The following is a 14,983-nucleotide window of genomic DNA, read 5'->3' as shown; positions in this document are numbered from 1 at the left end:
CCATCGCGGTCAGGGCGTTCCTGCCGTCCCGCCGGGCTGGCGGAGGGTCAATGTGACCTCGACCGTCGCCTCGTTGCTGGCGGTGAGGAACGCCTCGACGGCCTTGCCCGCCCCGAGCGTCGCCTTGACCCCGAACTTCAGCTGCAGGTCGCTGACCGCGAACGATCCGGTCCGCAGCTGGTCGCGCTGCTCAAGCCCGGTCACGACGCCGCCGACGACCAGTGCGACCTCGCGCCCGACGGCCTCCGCGGCGGCGCGCAGGATGTCCTGCCCGATCGCGGCGATGCGGTGCTCCCGCGGTGCGGCGTGCCGCCCGCGAGTGCCCCAGGCCTCCGCGTAGCCGGAGCCTTCCGGATCATCCGGGTCGAAGCCCGGGACGAGATCGTCACGGGCGCCGGACCCACCCAGCAGCACCCCGACGCGGATGTCCGACGGTTGAACTTCGTCCATGCAGCCGACTCCCTGGTCGCGGGTCGTTCACGCTGCGCAACAGTATCGCCACCGACGGCGGCCCGATTCCACCGTGAGGACGCCTCCGCCTGGCCGCTTCGCCATCGACGACTACGACACGCCGCCGATGCGGAGCCGACCGATCAGCCATCGACCGGATCGGTCCGCGGCGGCGAGGAGGACGGACAACGGCCATCGCTGGTTCACCGGGATGATCACCGGGAGAACATAGGCTGCTGTCGAAGTCTCTCCGGGAAGGGTTGCCCATGCGTGTCGGCGCACCTACTACCGGCTGTACTTCAGCGCGCAGTTCGACAAGCCGGTCACGGGCACGGGCACGTGGGTCAACGGGACGCTGCAGCCCGGCATGTGGGCGCAGCGGCTCGGCAGGTCCACGGAGCAAGGCGGCGATGCTGGAGCGGGCCAACTGGTGGCGCAACACGTTCAACGCCCTGGCCACCCCGGCCGAGGGGTACCAGCAGGCCCGCAACAAGGACGGCTCCTGGGTCGGCGGGTTCAGCCCGTCGACCGACGTGGGCTTCGCGCAGGGGTCCAGCGCCACGTACACGTGGATGGTGCCGCAGAACGTCGCCGGGCTCGCCGAGGCGATGGGCGGCACCGCCGTCGCCGCCAGGCGGCTCGACGGGTTCTTCCACGACACCGCCGGCAACTGGGCCGTCAAGGGCGGCAGCGCTCTGCGGTACGACCCCGCCAACGAACCCGGCCTGCACACGCCGTGGCTGTACAACGGGCTCGGGCAGCCGTGGAAGACGCAGGCGACGACCCGGGAGATCGTCGACACCGTCTACACCACCGGCCCGGGCGGCCTGCCCGGCAACGACGACCTCGGCACGATGTCCGCGTGGTACGTGTTCGCGGCGATGGGCGTCTTCCCGCAGGTGCCGGGCCGGGCGGAGCTGCTCGTCGGCAGCCCGCTCTTCCCCACCGTGCACGTGGCCCGCGACAACGGCGTCGGCATCGTCATCGACGCGCCCGCCACGACCGACGCCGCGCAGTACGTGCAGTCCGCGACGCTGGACGGCGTCGCGTACGGCAAGAGCTGGCTGCCGGAGTCGTTCGTCCGTACCGGCGGAACCCTGAACCTCACGATGGGCACGGCCGCGTCGACCTGGGGCTCGCCGCCGCCGGACCAGGTCGGTGTCGCCTCGTTCTGCGGGCCGGTCAGCCGCCCGCAGGGCACAGCCGTGTCGACGTGGCCGTTCGACGGCACCGCCGGCGGCGCGACCCTCGTCGGCGCTCCACAGTGGACCGCCGGGCACGCCGGGCAGGCGTTGCTGCTCAACGGCTCCGGCCAGTACGCGGACACGGGCCGGGCGGTGCTGCCGACGACCGGCAACTACACGGTCGCCGCCTGGGTGCGCCTGGACGCGGCCGGGGCGTTCCGGACCGTCGTCAGTCAGGACGGCGCCACGAGCAGCGCGTTCTTCCTCCAGTACAGCGGCGCCGACAAGACCTTCGCGATGAGCTTCGCCGACCGGCGCGCGCTCGCCCCGCTCACCCCGGTCACGGGCCGCTGGTATCACCTCGCCGGGGTGCGGGACGCCGACGCCGGGCACCTGAGCCTCTACGTCGACGGCGTCCTCGCCCGGCAGATCGACGCGTGCACCGCCGACGCCGCGACCGGCCCGCTCGTCACCGGCCGGGCCCGGTGGGGCGGCGCCCCGGTCGACTACTGGGCGGGCGCGATCGACGACGTCCGTGCCTACGACCGCGCCCTCACCGCCGCCCAGGTCAAAGCCCTGGTGTAGCGCTGGTGTAGCGCTGCGCAGGACTTCGTGTCGAGACCGGTGACGGCCTGGGTGGCCGTCACCGGTCCGGTGGTCAGGCGAGCCGTGGGCGACGGCGGCGGCCGCCCAGGACCATGAGCGTCGCGCCCGTCGGGATCATCGTCGAGCCGACCAGGATCAGGTCGAGCAGGCCGAGGCCCGTCACCGCGAGCGCCGTGCCGAAGACGTACGCGGAGTAGTACGACTCGGCGGTCTGGCCGTAGGCGTCGGTGACCCGGTAGCGGACCTTGGTCGCCTGGCCGGCGAAGCCGGCGATCGCGACGAAGCTGATGTGCCCGTTCGCCGGTTGCAGCACGTACGTCCCCTGGCCGGCGATCCGGACCACGACGGCGGGGCGGCCCCGGGCGTCGAGCAGGGTGATCGAGCCGCCGGCCGGCACGGGCAGCGTGGCCGTCTGCGTCTTGTCCGGCGGGCCCTGCGTGGTCTGGCTCGGCGGCGCCGGCGGGGCCGGGATCGTCACCAGCGGCGTGTACGTCGCGTTCGCCGTCTGCCCGTACGCGTCGGTGACCCGGTAGTCGACCGGCGGCAGCTGGCCGTGGAAACCCAGCACCGGCGTGAAGACGACGGTGGCGGAGCCTTCCTGCTGCGACGGGTTCGGCACGGTGCCGGCGGCCGCGATCGAAGCGCCGCCCGCGGCGGCGAGCTCCAGCGTGTAGGTGCCCTTGCCCGGGAAGAACAGGGACGTGACCGCGTTGCCGTCGGCGTCGATCAGCGCGATGGTGCCCTTCGCCGGCACCGGCAGCGTCGCCGTCTGCGGTGTGACGCCCACGCCGCTGGTGGTGCGGTCCGGCGCGGCCGGCGGCGGCGGGATCGTCACCGTCGCGGTGTAGGTCGCGTCGTCGTGCTGATCGTAGGCGTCGGTCACCCGGTACGTGGCGGCCGTCGCGACCCCGATGTAGCCGGCGAACGGCGTGAAGGTGAGCGTCTTGTCGGTGCCGTTCCAGCCGTACGTGCCCTGCCCGGGCACCGTCAGCGACGCGACCGTGGTGCCGCCGGACACGAACTCGACCGTCCCGCCCTCGGGCAGGTCGACGTCGGCCGTCTGCGTCGCGGTGCCGAGGCCCGTGGTGGTCTTCGCCACCGGGTTCGGCCTGGTGGGCTTCGTGACGGTCGGCGTGTACGTGGAGTCGCCCGACAGGCCGGCGGTGTTGGTCAGCCGGTACTTGACGGGGGTGGCGGTGCCGACGAACCCGGCGACGGGCGTGAACGTGATGACGCCGGTGGCCGGGGTCAGCACGTACGTGCCCTGCTTCGCGACCGTCACCTTGGTGACCTGCTGGCCGGTGGCGCCGAGCAGCGTGACGGTGCCGCCCGACGGCGCGGTCGCCGTCGCGCTCTGCGGCGTGGTGCCGGCACCCGTGCTGGTCAGCGCGGCGGGCGTCGGCGCGGTCGGCGTCGGCGGGCCGGCGACCGTCGGCGTGTAGGTCGAGTTCGCGTTGTTCTCGCCGACCTTCACCCGGTAGCCGACCGGGGTCGCGGTGCCGGAGAAGCCGTCGGCGGGGGTGAACGTGATGTCGGCCTGGTTCACGGTGTACGTGCCCTGGCCCGGGACCGTGAGGGTGGTGACCTGCACGTTGGAGGCGTCGAGCAGGAAGACCATCCCGGTGAGCGGCACCGGCACCGGCACCGTCTGCGCCGTCCCGTACGGGCCGGACGACGTCAGCGGGGACGCGCTCGGCGGCGTGACCCACTGAATGACGACCTGGCCGTTCTCCTCGGCGCCACCGGTCCCCGACTGGTGCAGCGCCGCGGTGTCGCCCGCGGACTTGTCGTCGGTCGCCTGGTAGGTGTAGGCGCCGAAGACGCCGCTGTTGTGCTTGTACCCGGCGCCGCCACCGCCGGCCCCGGTGAACTGGATGCTTCCGGGGCTGGACTTGCAGTCGCCGCCGCCTCCGCCGTAGAAGCCGCCGCCACCGCCACCGCCGGGCTTGTAGCCGTCGCCGCCGGCACCGCCCTGGAACGCGCCGCCGTCGCCGCCCGTCTCGCAGGTGTTGTTGTCGCCGCCGGTCCCGCCGGCGATCTGGTTGCCGCCCGCGCCGGCCGTGGCCCCGCCCGACCCGCCGGCGCCGGTCGAGCCGCCGCCTCCGCCGCCGTCGTTGGCCGTGTCGAGCGAGGCCGCGCCGCCGCCGCCGGCGATGAGCAGCGGGCCGGCACCGTACGAGGTGGACCAGATCGCGGACATGCCGCCGCCGCTGCCGCCCTTCTGGAGGAAGGCCTCCACCAGCGCGGCGGCGGTGTGGCCGCCGCGGCCGCCGCCGCCGTACGTGACGACGTCGGAGTCGGGTTTGCCGCCCTCGCCGACGGTGATCGTGAGGACCTGGCCGGGGGTGACGGCCATCGAGCCGGTGGTGAATCCCCCGCCGCCGCCCTTGCCCTCCAGCGAGCTCGCGCCGCCGGCACCGAACAGGGCGGCTTCGATCAGCGTGATCCCGGGTGGCACGGTGAAGGTCTGGTCGGCCCCGGTGTACGTGAACCGGACGCAGTCGGTGCCGTTGACCGGCGTGCACGTGACGGCGGCCGCCTGCGCCGGCGCGGCGTGGATGAACGGCACGATCACGCTCGTCGTGGCGACGGCCAACGCCACGCCCGCCGTTCGCCGCCGCCTGCGGGTGCTCGCCGCGCGATCGCGCCAGGCACCGAACTTCTGCTCCAACCTGCTCTCCCCCGTTGACCTGATACCAAAAATCACCTTAAGCAGTGAAAACATTCACCTAGGGGGTATTTCGGATATCAGGCGTACGGATGGGGCTCGCGGGGCCGGATGCACGGCGTGGCCACCACAGCTGCTGACGGGGCCTCGCGGGGCATTTCCCGAACGGCGCACCGCCGCGCGGATCGCCAGCCGGCGGGCCCGGGATGCCCTAGGCTCGCCGCATGGTGGAGACGCAGACACACACCCTCGCGCTGCCCGGTGCGGACCTGGTCTACGACGTCCGCGGGCCGCTCCCGCCCGCCGGCGGGCGCCCGGTGCTGTTCATGATCGGCCAGCCCATGACGGCCGACGGGTTCACCGAGCTCGCCGGCCACTTCGACGACCGCACCGTCATCACGTACGACCCCCGGGGCCTCGGGCGGAGCGTGCGCAGCGACGGCCGTAACGACAACACGCCGCAGCAACAGGCGGCGGACCTGCACGCGCTGATCGGCGAGCTCGGCGCCGGCGCGGTCGACATGTTCGCCACCAGCGGCGGCGCCGTGACCGCCCTCGAGCTGGTCACGGCCCACCCCGGCGACGTCGCCACGCTGGTCGCGCACGAGCCGCCGATCAACGCGGTGCTGCCCGACGCGGCCGCCGCCGAACGGGCGCGGGCCATGTTCAACGACGCCTACGAGGCGAAGGGGGCCGGCGCCGGCATGGCCGCGTTCATCCTCATGACGTCATGGCAGGGCGAGTTCACCGACGAGTTCTTCGACCAGCCGACCCCCGACCCGGCGATGTTCGGCATGCCGGCCGACGACGACGGCAGCCGCGACGACCCGCTGCTGTCGAAGCGGTCGTGGCCGATCACCGACTACCGGCCCGACGCGGCGGCGCTCACCGGCGCACCGGCCCGCGTCGTGGTCGCCGTCGGCGAGGAGTCCGTGGGCACCTACACCGCCCGCACCTCCGACGGGACCGCGGCGCTGCTCGGCCAGGAGACGACCGTCTTCCCCAGCCACCACGGCGGCTTCATCGGCGGCGACCACCCCTACGCAGGCAAGCCCGCGGAGTTCGCCGCCAAGCTCCGCGAGGTGCTGGCGTAACCAACAAGCCCGCCTCAGCTGGAGCCGCGGAGGGTGAGCGTGGTCGGCAGGCGGGCGGCCGGTGGGAGGGCGGGGTCGAGCAGGCGGCTGATCGCCGAGGCGGCCTCCTCCTCCACCGGCATGTAGACCGACGACAGGTCCGCGGCCTCGGCGAGGGCGCTGCCGTCGAAGCTGACCACGGCGACGTCGTCGGGCACCTTCCGGCCCGCCTCGCGCAGCGCCTGCAGGACGCCCATCGCGGAGACGTCGCACGCCGCGAAGACCGCGTCGAGGTCCGGCTCCAGGGTGAGCAGCTCCCGCATCGCCGCGTAGGCCCGCGCGCGGGTGAAGTCGCCGTCGACCGACAGGACGGTCTGGCCGGCGGCGGCCATCGTGCGCAGGAAGCCGGCCTTGCGCTCCTGCGCGCACGGGGTCGCCGGGCCGAAGACGGCGCCGACGCGGCGGCGGCCGGTCGCGACGAGGTGGGTGGCGGCCTGGTGGCCGCCACCGTAGTTGTCGGGGGCGACGAACGGGATGCCGGGCGCGGTCTCGCCCAGCGCGACCGTGCGGGTGCGGCGCAGGGCGGCCGCGGCGGCCGCCGGCATGTTGATGAGGACCTGGCCGAACGGCGGGTCACCGGCCCGCGACGGCGGCGCCGGGACCTGCCTGACCTGCAGCGCGACGTCGTGGCCAGCGAGGGCGCGCGTCGCGCCGGTGAGGACCCGGCCGTAGAACGGCTTGACGCTGAGCGCGGCCGGGTCGGGGTCGACGATGAGGACCTCGATGTGCTCCGGGCGGCTCGACCCGGCCCGGCCGGTCGCCAGGGCCCGCGCGGCCGCGTGCGGCTCGAAGCCGAGCTGCGCGGCGACCTCACGGACCCGGCGGCGCATCGCGTCCGTGGTGCCGGGCAGGCCGTTGATGGCCCGGGACGCGGTCGCCCGGGACACGCCGGCCACCCGCGCCACGTCGGCGAGCTTCGGACGCTGCTGTTCCATGCCGCAACGGTAGTCGATCAACCGCCGTTGAGCGCCGTCTCCAGCTGGCTCTTGTTCATCGACGAGCGGCCCTTGATGTCGCGGCGCTTCGCCTCCGCGTACAGCTCGTCGCGCGACTGGTTCCCGTGGGCGGCGCCGGCGCGCGACTGGTTCCCGCGGGAAGCGCCGGCGCGCGACTGGTTCCCGCGGGCGGCGCCGGCGCGGGGTTTGTCGGAGGACCTCATGGTGGCGGACGGCTTGCCGAGCTCCTGCCAGCGTGTCTCGGTCATGTCGACGCCGTGCCGCTTCGCGGCGCGCTTGATGCGCTTGAACGCCTCCGCCCGCTCCGCGTCGGTCGCGTCACGGACCTGGTCGAACCGCGCGATCGCGTTGCGCACGTGCGACGCGTCGTTGAGCGGTTCCTTGCGCTGCCGGGGGAACGCGAAGGCGCTGTCGGGCATCACGTTCCGGTCGCCGGCATCCAGCTCGTTCTTACTCTGTCTGCGTGCAGCCATACTGCTGCTGTACCCCAGGATCCGCTGCTGTACCCCGGGATCCACCGGTCCATGCCGGGCGCGGGCGCGGCCTGGGTGGGTCTACAGGTGCGGGCCCAGGAGGGTGAGGTCCGCCGCCGAGAGCCGGTCGCGCGCGGTCTTCGCCTGGTGCCAGTACGGGTAGAGCAGCTTCAGCGCGCTCACCTCGTCCAGCCGGCGGCGCTCCTCGTCGGTGAGGACCAGGTCGGCGGCGGCGAGGTTGTCGGCGAGCTGCTCGCCGGTGCGGGCACCGATCACCAGCGACGTGACCGCCGGGCGGCCGAGGATGTACGCGAGAGCGACCTGCGCGGCCGAAACCCCGTGCCCCGCGCCGATCTCCACGAGGGCCTCCACCGTGTCGTGGAGCTTCTCCTGGTCGTATACCGGCGGCTCGTCCCACTCGCTGAGGTGGCGGGCACCGGCCGGGGGCTCGACCCCGCGCCGGTACTTGCCCGACAGCAGCCCGCCCGCCAGGGGACTCCAGACCAGGACCCCGAGGTGCTGGTCGACGGCGGCGGGGATCAGCTCATACTCCGCGTCGCGGGCCTGCAACGAGTAGTAGATCTGCTGGCTGACGGGGCGCGGCAGGCCGTGCATGATCGCGGTGCCGACCGCCTTCATCAGCTGCCAGCCGGCGAAGTTGGACAGCCCGACGGAGCGGACCTTCCCGGCGCGGACCAGCAGGTCCAGCGCCTCGAACGTCTCCTGCAGCGGCGTCACGCCGTCCCACTCGTGCAGCTGGTAGAGGTCGATGTGGTCAGTGCCGAGCCGGCGCAGGCTCGCCTCGCAGCCGGCGATGACGTGCTGCCGGGACAGGCCGGCGTCGTTGGGGCCGGGCCCCATCGGCATGCGCACCTTCGTGGCGACCAGGACATCGTCGCGGCGGCCCTTCAGGACCTCGCCGACAATCTTCTCCGACTCACCCGAGGAGTAGACGTCGGCGGTGTCGATGAGGTTCACCCCGGCGTCGAGGCACATGTCGACCTGTCGGCGCGCCTCCTGAACGTCGGTGGCGCCGACCGCGGCGAAGCCGCCCTTGCCGCCGAACGTCATCGTCCCCATCGTGAGGACGGAGACCATCAGACCGGACCTGCCGAGCGCGCGATACTCCACGCCGCCACCATACCCACGGACCACTAGGGTGTGCCGGTGCGCAATGAGGAATCGCCCGTGCTTCCGTCGTCGTGGCTCGCCGGGATGTACCCGCGGCGGGGTGGCACGGCCGTGCCCCCGCCGGTCGGGGTGAAGGACGCGGTGAAGAAGTTCGAGCGCCTCGTCGCGACGAAGGCCGGCGACCTCGCCGAGTCCCTGGCCCGCCCCGAGACCGACGCCGAGGTGCGGGAGGCGGCGGAGGGGTTCCCCGCCGGCGGGACCGCCGCCGTGGCACCGCTCGGCGCGGCCGCGGTCACCGCGAAGGTCCTGCGCAAGCTCGCCGGCTCCCGGGTGGACACGGCCGTGGTCGCGGACGCCTGGATCGCGGCCCGCGGGCCGGTGTTCGCCGCCGTCGCCGCGGCCGAGCTGGTCGAGCTGCGGGTCGGCGAGCCCGGCGCGAGGTTCCACCAGCGCCACGAGCCGGTCGTCCGCCGGCTGCCCGCCGAGTCCGGCAACCTGGACTGGATGCCGATCCTCGGCCGGGTCCGGGCGCACCTCGTCCACGAGGCGGACCCGTCGCCCGTGCGCGCCGCCCTGGCGCCGGTGCGCGCCGCGCGGGGGCCACTGTCGCAGGCCGCGGCGGCGTTCCTGCTGCCGGGGTGCACGGACTGGGTCGACGAGGACGTACTGATCGCGAACACCGCCGGGAAGGGGGACGTGGTCAGGCTCGTCCTGTGGTCGCTCGGCGACGGGCGGCAGCTGGACCGCTTCGACCCGGCCTTCTGGCGCGAGCACCTCATCGAGTCCGACGCCTCGCTGGCGACGGTCCTGGACGGGGTCGGCGCCGCGATCGTCCCCGTCCTCGGCGAGCGGATGGGCATGCTGCCCTCGTGGCGGGGCGACGTGCTCGGCCGGATCGCGACCGCACTCGCCGCGCTGCCGGACGACGACGCGTTCCGGGCGCTCGCCGCGCACGCCGCTCAGCCGCACGCGCTGCTCGCGCTGTTCGACGCGGCGCAGCGCTCCCCCGCCCGCGCCATCCGCCTCCTCGAAGGGGCCGAGGGCCCGGCCGGTGCGCTGTCCGAGGCGTACGCCGCCGGGTACGCCGGCGAGCCCCTGGACGAGGGGAAGGCGCCGGCGCCGCTGGACGGCGGGCCGGTGCCCGAGCTGCCCGGGTGGGCCGACGCCGCGATCCTTCCGCGCGTCCGGCTGCTCGGCGGCGGCGTCCTGCCGGTCGACGCCGCCCGGCGGCTGGTCGCGCTGCTGAGCCGGTCCCGGGCCGGTGCGGCGCCGGCCGGGCTCGCCGAGGTCGTGGCGGCGTGCGACCGGGCGTCCCTCGCCGCGTTCGGCTGGGCGCTCTTCCAGCGGTGGCAGTCGATCGGGATGCCGTCTGGCGCCACGTGGGCGATGCACGGCCTCGCCTGGATCGGCGACGACGACGTGGTGCGGCGGCTGACCCCGCTCATCAAGGTGTGGCCCGGCACCGGCGGGCACCAGCGGTCCGTCGCCGGGCTGTCGGTGCTGACCGGGCTCGGCACCGACGTGGCGCTCATCCACCTCAACGACGTCGCGGAGAAGGTCAAGTTCGCCGGGCTCCGCTCCAGCGCGCGCGGCATGCTGCACACCGTCGCCTCGCGGCTCGGCCTGACCGGCGAGCAGCTCGCCGACCGGCTCGTGCCGGACCTCGGCCTGGACACCGGCGGCGGCCTGGTGCTCGACTACGGACCGCGCCGGTTCGTCGTCGGCTTCGACGACCAGCTGCGCCCGACCGTCGCCGACGAGGCCGGCAAGCGGCTCAAGTCGCTGCCGAAGCCCGGCGCGCGGGACGACGCCACCCTCGGCCCGGCCGCATACCAGCGGTTCACGGCGCTCAAGAAGGACGTGCGGACCCTCGCCGGCGACCAGATCGGCCGGTTCGAACGGGCGATGGTGACCGGTCGGCGCTGGACGGCGGACGAGTTCGCCTCCTTCATCGTCGGTCATCCGCTGGTACGGCACATCGCCCGCCGGCTGGTCTGGACGTCCACAGTGGACTTCCGGGTGGCGGAGGACGGCTCGTACGCCGGCGTCGACGACGACACGGTCAAGCTCGCCAGCGACGCGCCCGTCTCGGTCGCCCACCCGCTACGCCTCGGTGACGTGGCCCGCTGGGCCGAGGTGTTCGCCGACTACGAGCTGCTGCAGCCCTTCCCGCAGCTGGCCCGGGAGATCTACGCGCTCACGCCCGAGGAGGCGAAGGCCACCGGGCTCACCACGTTCGACGGCCGGGCGGTGCCGTCGGGGCGGGTGCTGGGCCTCGAACGGCTCGGCTGGAGCCGCGCCGCGCCCCAGGACAACGGGCACCAGCCATGGATCGAGCGGACGCTGCCCGACGGAGCGCGCGCCTACGTCCGGGTGGAGCCGGGCTTCTCGATCGGCCGCCCCGGCGAACACCCCGAGCAGACGCTGCACGCGCTCATCGTGTCGCGGACCCGCATGGGGTACTGGCGCAACGCCACCGGCGACGTCGAGCTGGGCGCGGTGGACGCGGTGGCGATGTCGGAGCTGCTGCGCGACCTGCACGGCCTGTCACGCCCGTAGCCGCTCCAGGCCGTCCAGCAGCAGGTCCAGGGTGAACTCGAACTCGACCTGGCTGTCGCACCAGCCGAGCGTGGGGTCGGCCGCGGCGTGGACCTCGGCGGCGACCATGGCGGTCAGGTGCGGCACGGTGGCGGCCATCGCGGCGAGCTCCGCCTCGGTGGCCTCGACGTCCATGCTGCCGCCGGCCGCGGCGGGGCTGAACACCTCCTGCGCGAAGCCGAGCGGCATGCTGCCGAACGCGTGCAGCGCCCGGTGCGCCAGGCGGTAGGTGAACCCGGCCGCGACCAGCGTGCCGAGGATCCCGTCGTAGTAGCCGATGACGCTCATGGGGATCGTCCGGCGGGTGCCGAGCAGCGCCGGCGCCCACGGGTGCCGCAGCATCACCCGGCGCGCGGCGAGGAACCGCCGGCGCAGCACGTCCCGCCAGTCCTCTCCCCCGGTCCCCCCGCCCGTGCCCGCCACGACCTCGGCGACCACGGTGTCGGCGACGCCGTCGAGCAGCGTCTCCTTGTCGGGCACGTGGTGGTAGAGCGACATCGCCTCGACGCCGAGGTCCGCGGCGAGCCGCCGCATCGTCAGCGCCCGGATGCCGTCCGTGTCCGCCAGGGCCACCGCCGCGGCCAGGACCTTCTCACGGCTGAGCGCACTCCGCATTGCGCCACCTTACAACGTATGGTTCCCTTACCTTGTAAGGTTGACCCGTCCCAGTCGTCTCAGGAGGAGACATGGACCCGCTGGTCCGCACCGCCCGCGTCACCGGCCTGCTCTACCTCGGCCTCGCCGTCGCGGGCGGGCTCGGGTTCCTGCTCGTGCGCTCGCGGCTGTTCGTCGACGGCGACCCGGCCGCCACCCTGGCCAACGTCACCGCGCACGGGTCGCTGGCCCGCGCCGGGGTCGCCCTGGAGCTGCTGACCGTCCTCACGCAGGCACTGGCCGCGCTGTGGTTCTACCGGCTGTTCCGCACCGCGGACAGCTTCGCCGCCGGCGCGATCGCCGTCTTCGGCACCGTGAACGCGGTCGTCATCCTGGTCAGCGCGGCGCTGCTCGGCACCACGCTGTCGGTGCGGGACGGCGCGCAGGTCCAGCTGCTGTACCTGGTGAGCGGCGCGCTCTGGAGCGCCGGCGGGCTCTTCTTCGGCCTGTGGCTGATCCCGATGGGCTGGTGCGTGCTGCGCTCCGGCTGGATGCCCCGCGCCCTCGGCTGGATCCTCGTCGCCGGCGGCGTCGGCTACGTGCTCGCCGCGTTCAGCGAGCACGTAGTGCCGGCGGCCGCGGACCTGCTGGTCCTGCCCGCGACCGTCGGCGAACTGTGGATGGTCGGCTACCTGATCGTCCGTGGCGTGCGCCGGACCGCCCCGCAGCCTGAGCCCCAGCTCCAGCCGCAGCTGTAGGTCTCAGCCGTGGGCCCCGGCCGCAGCCGCAGCCCCAGCCTCAGCTGTAGTCGAGGGAGAAGCTGTTGTCGACGAAGGCGGCCCGCCCCGCGGTGCCGGTGATCTCGAAGCCGAACTGGGCCTGGCCGATGGTCACGTCGCCCCACCAGTTCTGGGTCCGCAGCCACTGCAGGACCGCCAGGACGTCGACGGTACCGGCGTTCGTGGTGCTGGTCCGCACGAAGGAGAAGACGGCGTTGGCGCCGTTCGAGCCGCGGTAGACGTTCCAGGTGTGGCCGCCGACGCTGACGTTGCGGGCGTTGGGGACCGCGCCGTTCGCGTCGTACGACTCGGCGATCGGGCCGACCGCGCCGTGCTGGTTCGCCCAGATCATGACCTCGTAGGCGTTGTTGTTGGCCCAGATGTCGTACGCGGTGGCGTAGTCGCCGTCGGCGGGCACGCTGACGTTGAACGAGCTGCGCACCGAGCTCAGCGAGCTCAGCGTGCGGTTGAGCGTCTTGCCGGTGTGCGGGTAGGACTTCACGCCGCTGGTCCGCGGGTGCTCGGCGACGACGCCCCAGTTGGTGCCGCTGCGGGCCCAGATGGTCTGCGGCCCGGCGCCGGAGCCCCAGACGTCGTTGATGACGGTGTACCCGTTGTTCGTCCACTGGTCCCAGGCGCCGGTGGCGACCCAGGCGGCGTCGGACGGCACGCCGGTGCCCGGGTTGGACGGCGTCGAGCTGGGCGTCCTCGACGGCGTCCGGGACGGCGTCGGGCTCGCCGTGGAGACGCCGCCGGTGCAGGCGGTGCCGTTGAGGGTGAAGCTCGCCGGCACCGGGTTGCTGCCGGTCCAGGACCCGTTGAACCCGAACGAGGTGCTCGCCCCCGTGGCCAGGGACCCGTTGTAGCCGGCGTTCTTCGCGGTGACCTGCGACCCGCTCTGGGTCACGGTCGCGCTCCACGCCTGGGTCACCGTCTGCCCGGCCGAGTAGGACCAGACGACGGTCCAGGCGCTGACCGGGTCGCCGAGGTTGGTGACGGTGACGTTCGCGCCGAACCCGCCCGGCCACTGGTTGGCGATGGTGTACGTGATGCGGCAGCCGGTGGCGGCCGACGCGTTCGGCGCCGTGACGACGACGCCGGCCGCGGCCGCGCCGAGCGCCGCGGTGGACAGGAGTACAGCGGTGCGCCTTCGCATGGCGGCCCTTCCTTCGCTGACACGCGTGCCTGACACGCGTCGAAGCGCTTCGACTGGCTTCGCGTGGGGAAGGTAGGCGCACGCATCGACAACGGTCAACCGGTAGCGGTCCGGGCAGCGGGCGGGGTGTGAAAGTTACGGTCCCGGTTGGCCAGGGACGCGTCGCCGCCGTAGTGGGCGAGCACGCGCGGGTCCATGATCCGGCGCCACAGCGGTGGGACCAGCGCGACGACCACCATCGTCGCGTAGCCGGCCGGCAGCCGCGGCGACACGTCGAACGTGCGCAGCGTCTGGTACCGGCGCAGCGGGTTCGCGTGGTGGTCGCTGTGCCGCTGCAGCTGGAACAGGAAGACGTTCGTGACGAGGCGGTCGCTGTTCCAGCTGTGCCGCGGGTCGACCTTCTCCGCCCGGCCGGTCCCGGTCGGCTGCCGCAGCAGCCCGTAGTGCTCCAGGTAGTTGACGGCCTCCAGCAGCGAGAAGCCGGCCACCGCCTGCAGCGCGAGGAACGGCAGCACTGTCCACCCGTGCACGGCCGTCAGCGCCGCGAACAGCAGCACGGTCATCGCCCACGCGGTCAGCACGTCGTTGCGCCACGTCCACGGGCTGCGGCCGCGCAGCCTCAGCCGGGCGGTCTCCAGGCGCCACGCGGAGCGCAGGCCGCCGGCGACGGTGCGCGGCCAGAACCGCCAGAACGACTCGCCGAGCCGGGCGCTGGCGGGGTCCTCCGGGGTCGCGACCCGCACGTGGTGGCCGCGGTTGTGCTCGACGAAGAAGTGCCCGTAGCCGGTCGGGGCGAGCGCGATCCGGGACAGCCACCGCTCCACCCGCTCGCGCTTGTGGCCCAGCTCGTGGGCGGTGTTGATGGCGATGCCGTTGACGATGCCGGCGGTCAGCACCAGCCCCGCGCCGGCGGCGGGCCCGACCCCGGCCGCCCACTCCCGGCAGGTCACGGCCAGCGCCGCGTACTGCGCCGGCAGGTACAGGTACGTGATCCACCGGTAGTACGGGGAGCGCTGCAGCGCCGGCACCGCCTCCTCCGGTGGGTTCTGCCGGTCGTCGCCGAAGGCGAGGTCGACGAGCGGGATCAGCCCGAAGACGACGACGGGCGCCAGCCACCAGCCCCACGGCCCGGCGGGGCCTCCGGACAGGGCGAGCCCGGCGAAGGGCAGGGCGGGCACGACGAGCGCGAGGGGCCAGAGCGGCAGGCGGCGGTCCCGCCAGGCATCGACGGTCATGCCGCAATGGTTTACACGAC

12 protein-coding genes are annotated in these 14,983 nt (G+C 73.7%); 4 read left to right on the top strand and 8 right to left on the bottom strand.

What is annotated here, in order from left to right:
- Nucleotides 1–9: 9 nt before the first annotated feature.
- Nucleotides 10–450: a hypothetical protein gene (locus tag ABD332_RS01945; RefSeq protein WP_344498822.1), complete on the bottom strand. Its 441-nt coding sequence runs from the start codon at nucleotides 448–450 to the stop codon at nucleotides 10–12.
- Between the two features lie 410 nt (nucleotides 451–860).
- Between ABD332_RS01945 and ABD332_RS01940 the strand changes: the two genes are divergently transcribed.
- The gene (locus ABD332_RS01940) at nucleotides 861–2,219 is read left to right on the top strand and encodes a glycoside hydrolase domain-containing protein (RefSeq protein WP_344498820.1); all 1,359 of its coding nucleotides are present in this window, start codon (nucleotides 861–863) and stop codon (nucleotides 2,217–2,219) included.
- Between the two features lie 73 nt (nucleotides 2,220–2,292).
- Here ABD332_RS01940 and ABD332_RS01935 read toward each other — a convergent pair whose 3' ends face one another.
- Nucleotides 2,293–4,842: a glycine-rich protein gene (locus ABD332_RS01935; protein WP_344498817.1), complete on the bottom strand. Its 2,550-nt coding sequence runs from the start codon at nucleotides 4,840–4,842 to the stop codon at nucleotides 2,293–2,295.
- 290 nt (nucleotides 4,843–5,132) lie between these two features.
- On the opposite strand from ABD332_RS01935, the gene ABD332_RS01930 reads away from it, so the two are divergent.
- Nucleotides 5,133–6,002: an alpha/beta fold hydrolase gene (locus tag ABD332_RS01930; RefSeq protein ID WP_344498815.1), complete on the top strand. Its 870-nt coding sequence runs from the start codon at nucleotides 5,133–5,135 to the stop codon at nucleotides 6,000–6,002.
- Nucleotides 6,003–6,016: 14 nt separating this feature from the next.
- Here the strand turns inward: ABD332_RS01930 and ABD332_RS01925 are convergent, their stop codons facing one another.
- The 3 genes from ABD332_RS01925 to ABD332_RS01915 all read right to left on the bottom strand — a co-directional run bounded on the left by ABD332_RS01925 (nucleotide 6,017) and on the right by ABD332_RS01915 (nucleotide 8,601).
- Nucleotides 6,017–6,976, bottom strand: coding sequence for a LacI family DNA-binding transcriptional regulator (locus ABD332_RS01925; protein WP_344498813.1), 960 nt, complete (start codon nucleotides 6,974–6,976; stop codon nucleotides 6,017–6,019).
- Between the two features lie 17 nt (nucleotides 6,977–6,993).
- Nucleotides 6,994–7,470 (bottom strand): DUF6582 domain-containing protein, encoded by a 477-nt coding sequence (locus tag ABD332_RS01920; protein WP_344498811.1) that lies wholly within the window; start codon nucleotides 7,468–7,470, stop codon nucleotides 6,994–6,996.
- An 81-nt stretch (nucleotides 7,471–7,551) separates the two neighbouring features.
- Nucleotides 7,552–8,601 (bottom strand): aldo/keto reductase, encoded by a 1,050-nt coding sequence (locus ABD332_RS01915; protein ID WP_344498809.1) that lies wholly within the window; start codon nucleotides 8,599–8,601, stop codon nucleotides 7,552–7,554.
- Between the two features lie 36 nt (nucleotides 8,602–8,637).
- Here ABD332_RS01915 and ABD332_RS01910 point away from each other — a divergent pair, with 36 nt between their 5' ends.
- Nucleotides 8,638–11,160: a DUF4132 domain-containing protein gene (locus tag ABD332_RS01910; protein ID WP_344498807.1), complete on the top strand. Its 2,523-nt coding sequence runs from the start codon at nucleotides 8,638–8,640 to the stop codon at nucleotides 11,158–11,160.
- Here the strand turns inward: ABD332_RS01910 and ABD332_RS01905 are convergent.
- Entirely contained in the window at nucleotides 11,149–11,814 is a 666-nt protein-coding gene (locus ABD332_RS01905; RefSeq protein WP_344498805.1) for a TetR/AcrR family transcriptional regulator, read from the bottom strand. The genes ABD332_RS01910 and ABD332_RS01905 overlap by 12 nt on opposite strands.
- A gap of 71 nt (nucleotides 11,815–11,885) precedes the next feature.
- Between ABD332_RS01905 and ABD332_RS01900 the strand changes: the two genes are divergently transcribed.
- The gene (locus ABD332_RS01900) at nucleotides 11,886–12,551 is read left to right on the top strand and encodes a DUF4386 domain-containing protein (RefSeq protein WP_344498803.1); all 666 of its coding nucleotides are present in this window, start codon (nucleotides 11,886–11,888) and stop codon (nucleotides 12,549–12,551) included.
- Nucleotides 12,552–12,591: 40 nt separating this feature from the next.
- On the opposite strand, the gene ABD332_RS01895 is transcribed toward ABD332_RS01900, so the two are convergent.
- A complete protein-coding gene (locus ABD332_RS01895; RefSeq protein WP_344498801.1) occupies nucleotides 12,592–13,728 on the bottom strand; it encodes a glycoside hydrolase family 12 protein in 1,137 nt (378 codons plus the stop codon).
- Nucleotides 13,729–13,823: 95 nt separating this feature from the next.
- Nucleotides 13,824–14,963 (bottom strand): alkane 1-monooxygenase, encoded by a 1,140-nt coding sequence (locus tag ABD332_RS01890; protein WP_344498799.1) that lies wholly within the window; start codon nucleotides 14,961–14,963, stop codon nucleotides 13,824–13,826.
- Between the last annotated feature and the right edge of the window lie 20 nt (nucleotides 14,964–14,983).

The sequence above is a fragment of the Dactylosporangium maewongense genome, assembly GCF_039531485.1.
Taxonomy (GTDB): Bacteria; Actinomycetota; Actinomycetes; order Mycobacteriales; family Micromonosporaceae; genus Dactylosporangium; species Dactylosporangium maewongense.
The sequence above is the reverse complement of the archived record's forward strand: the minus strand, read 5'-3'. Positions and strand labels throughout refer to the sequence as shown.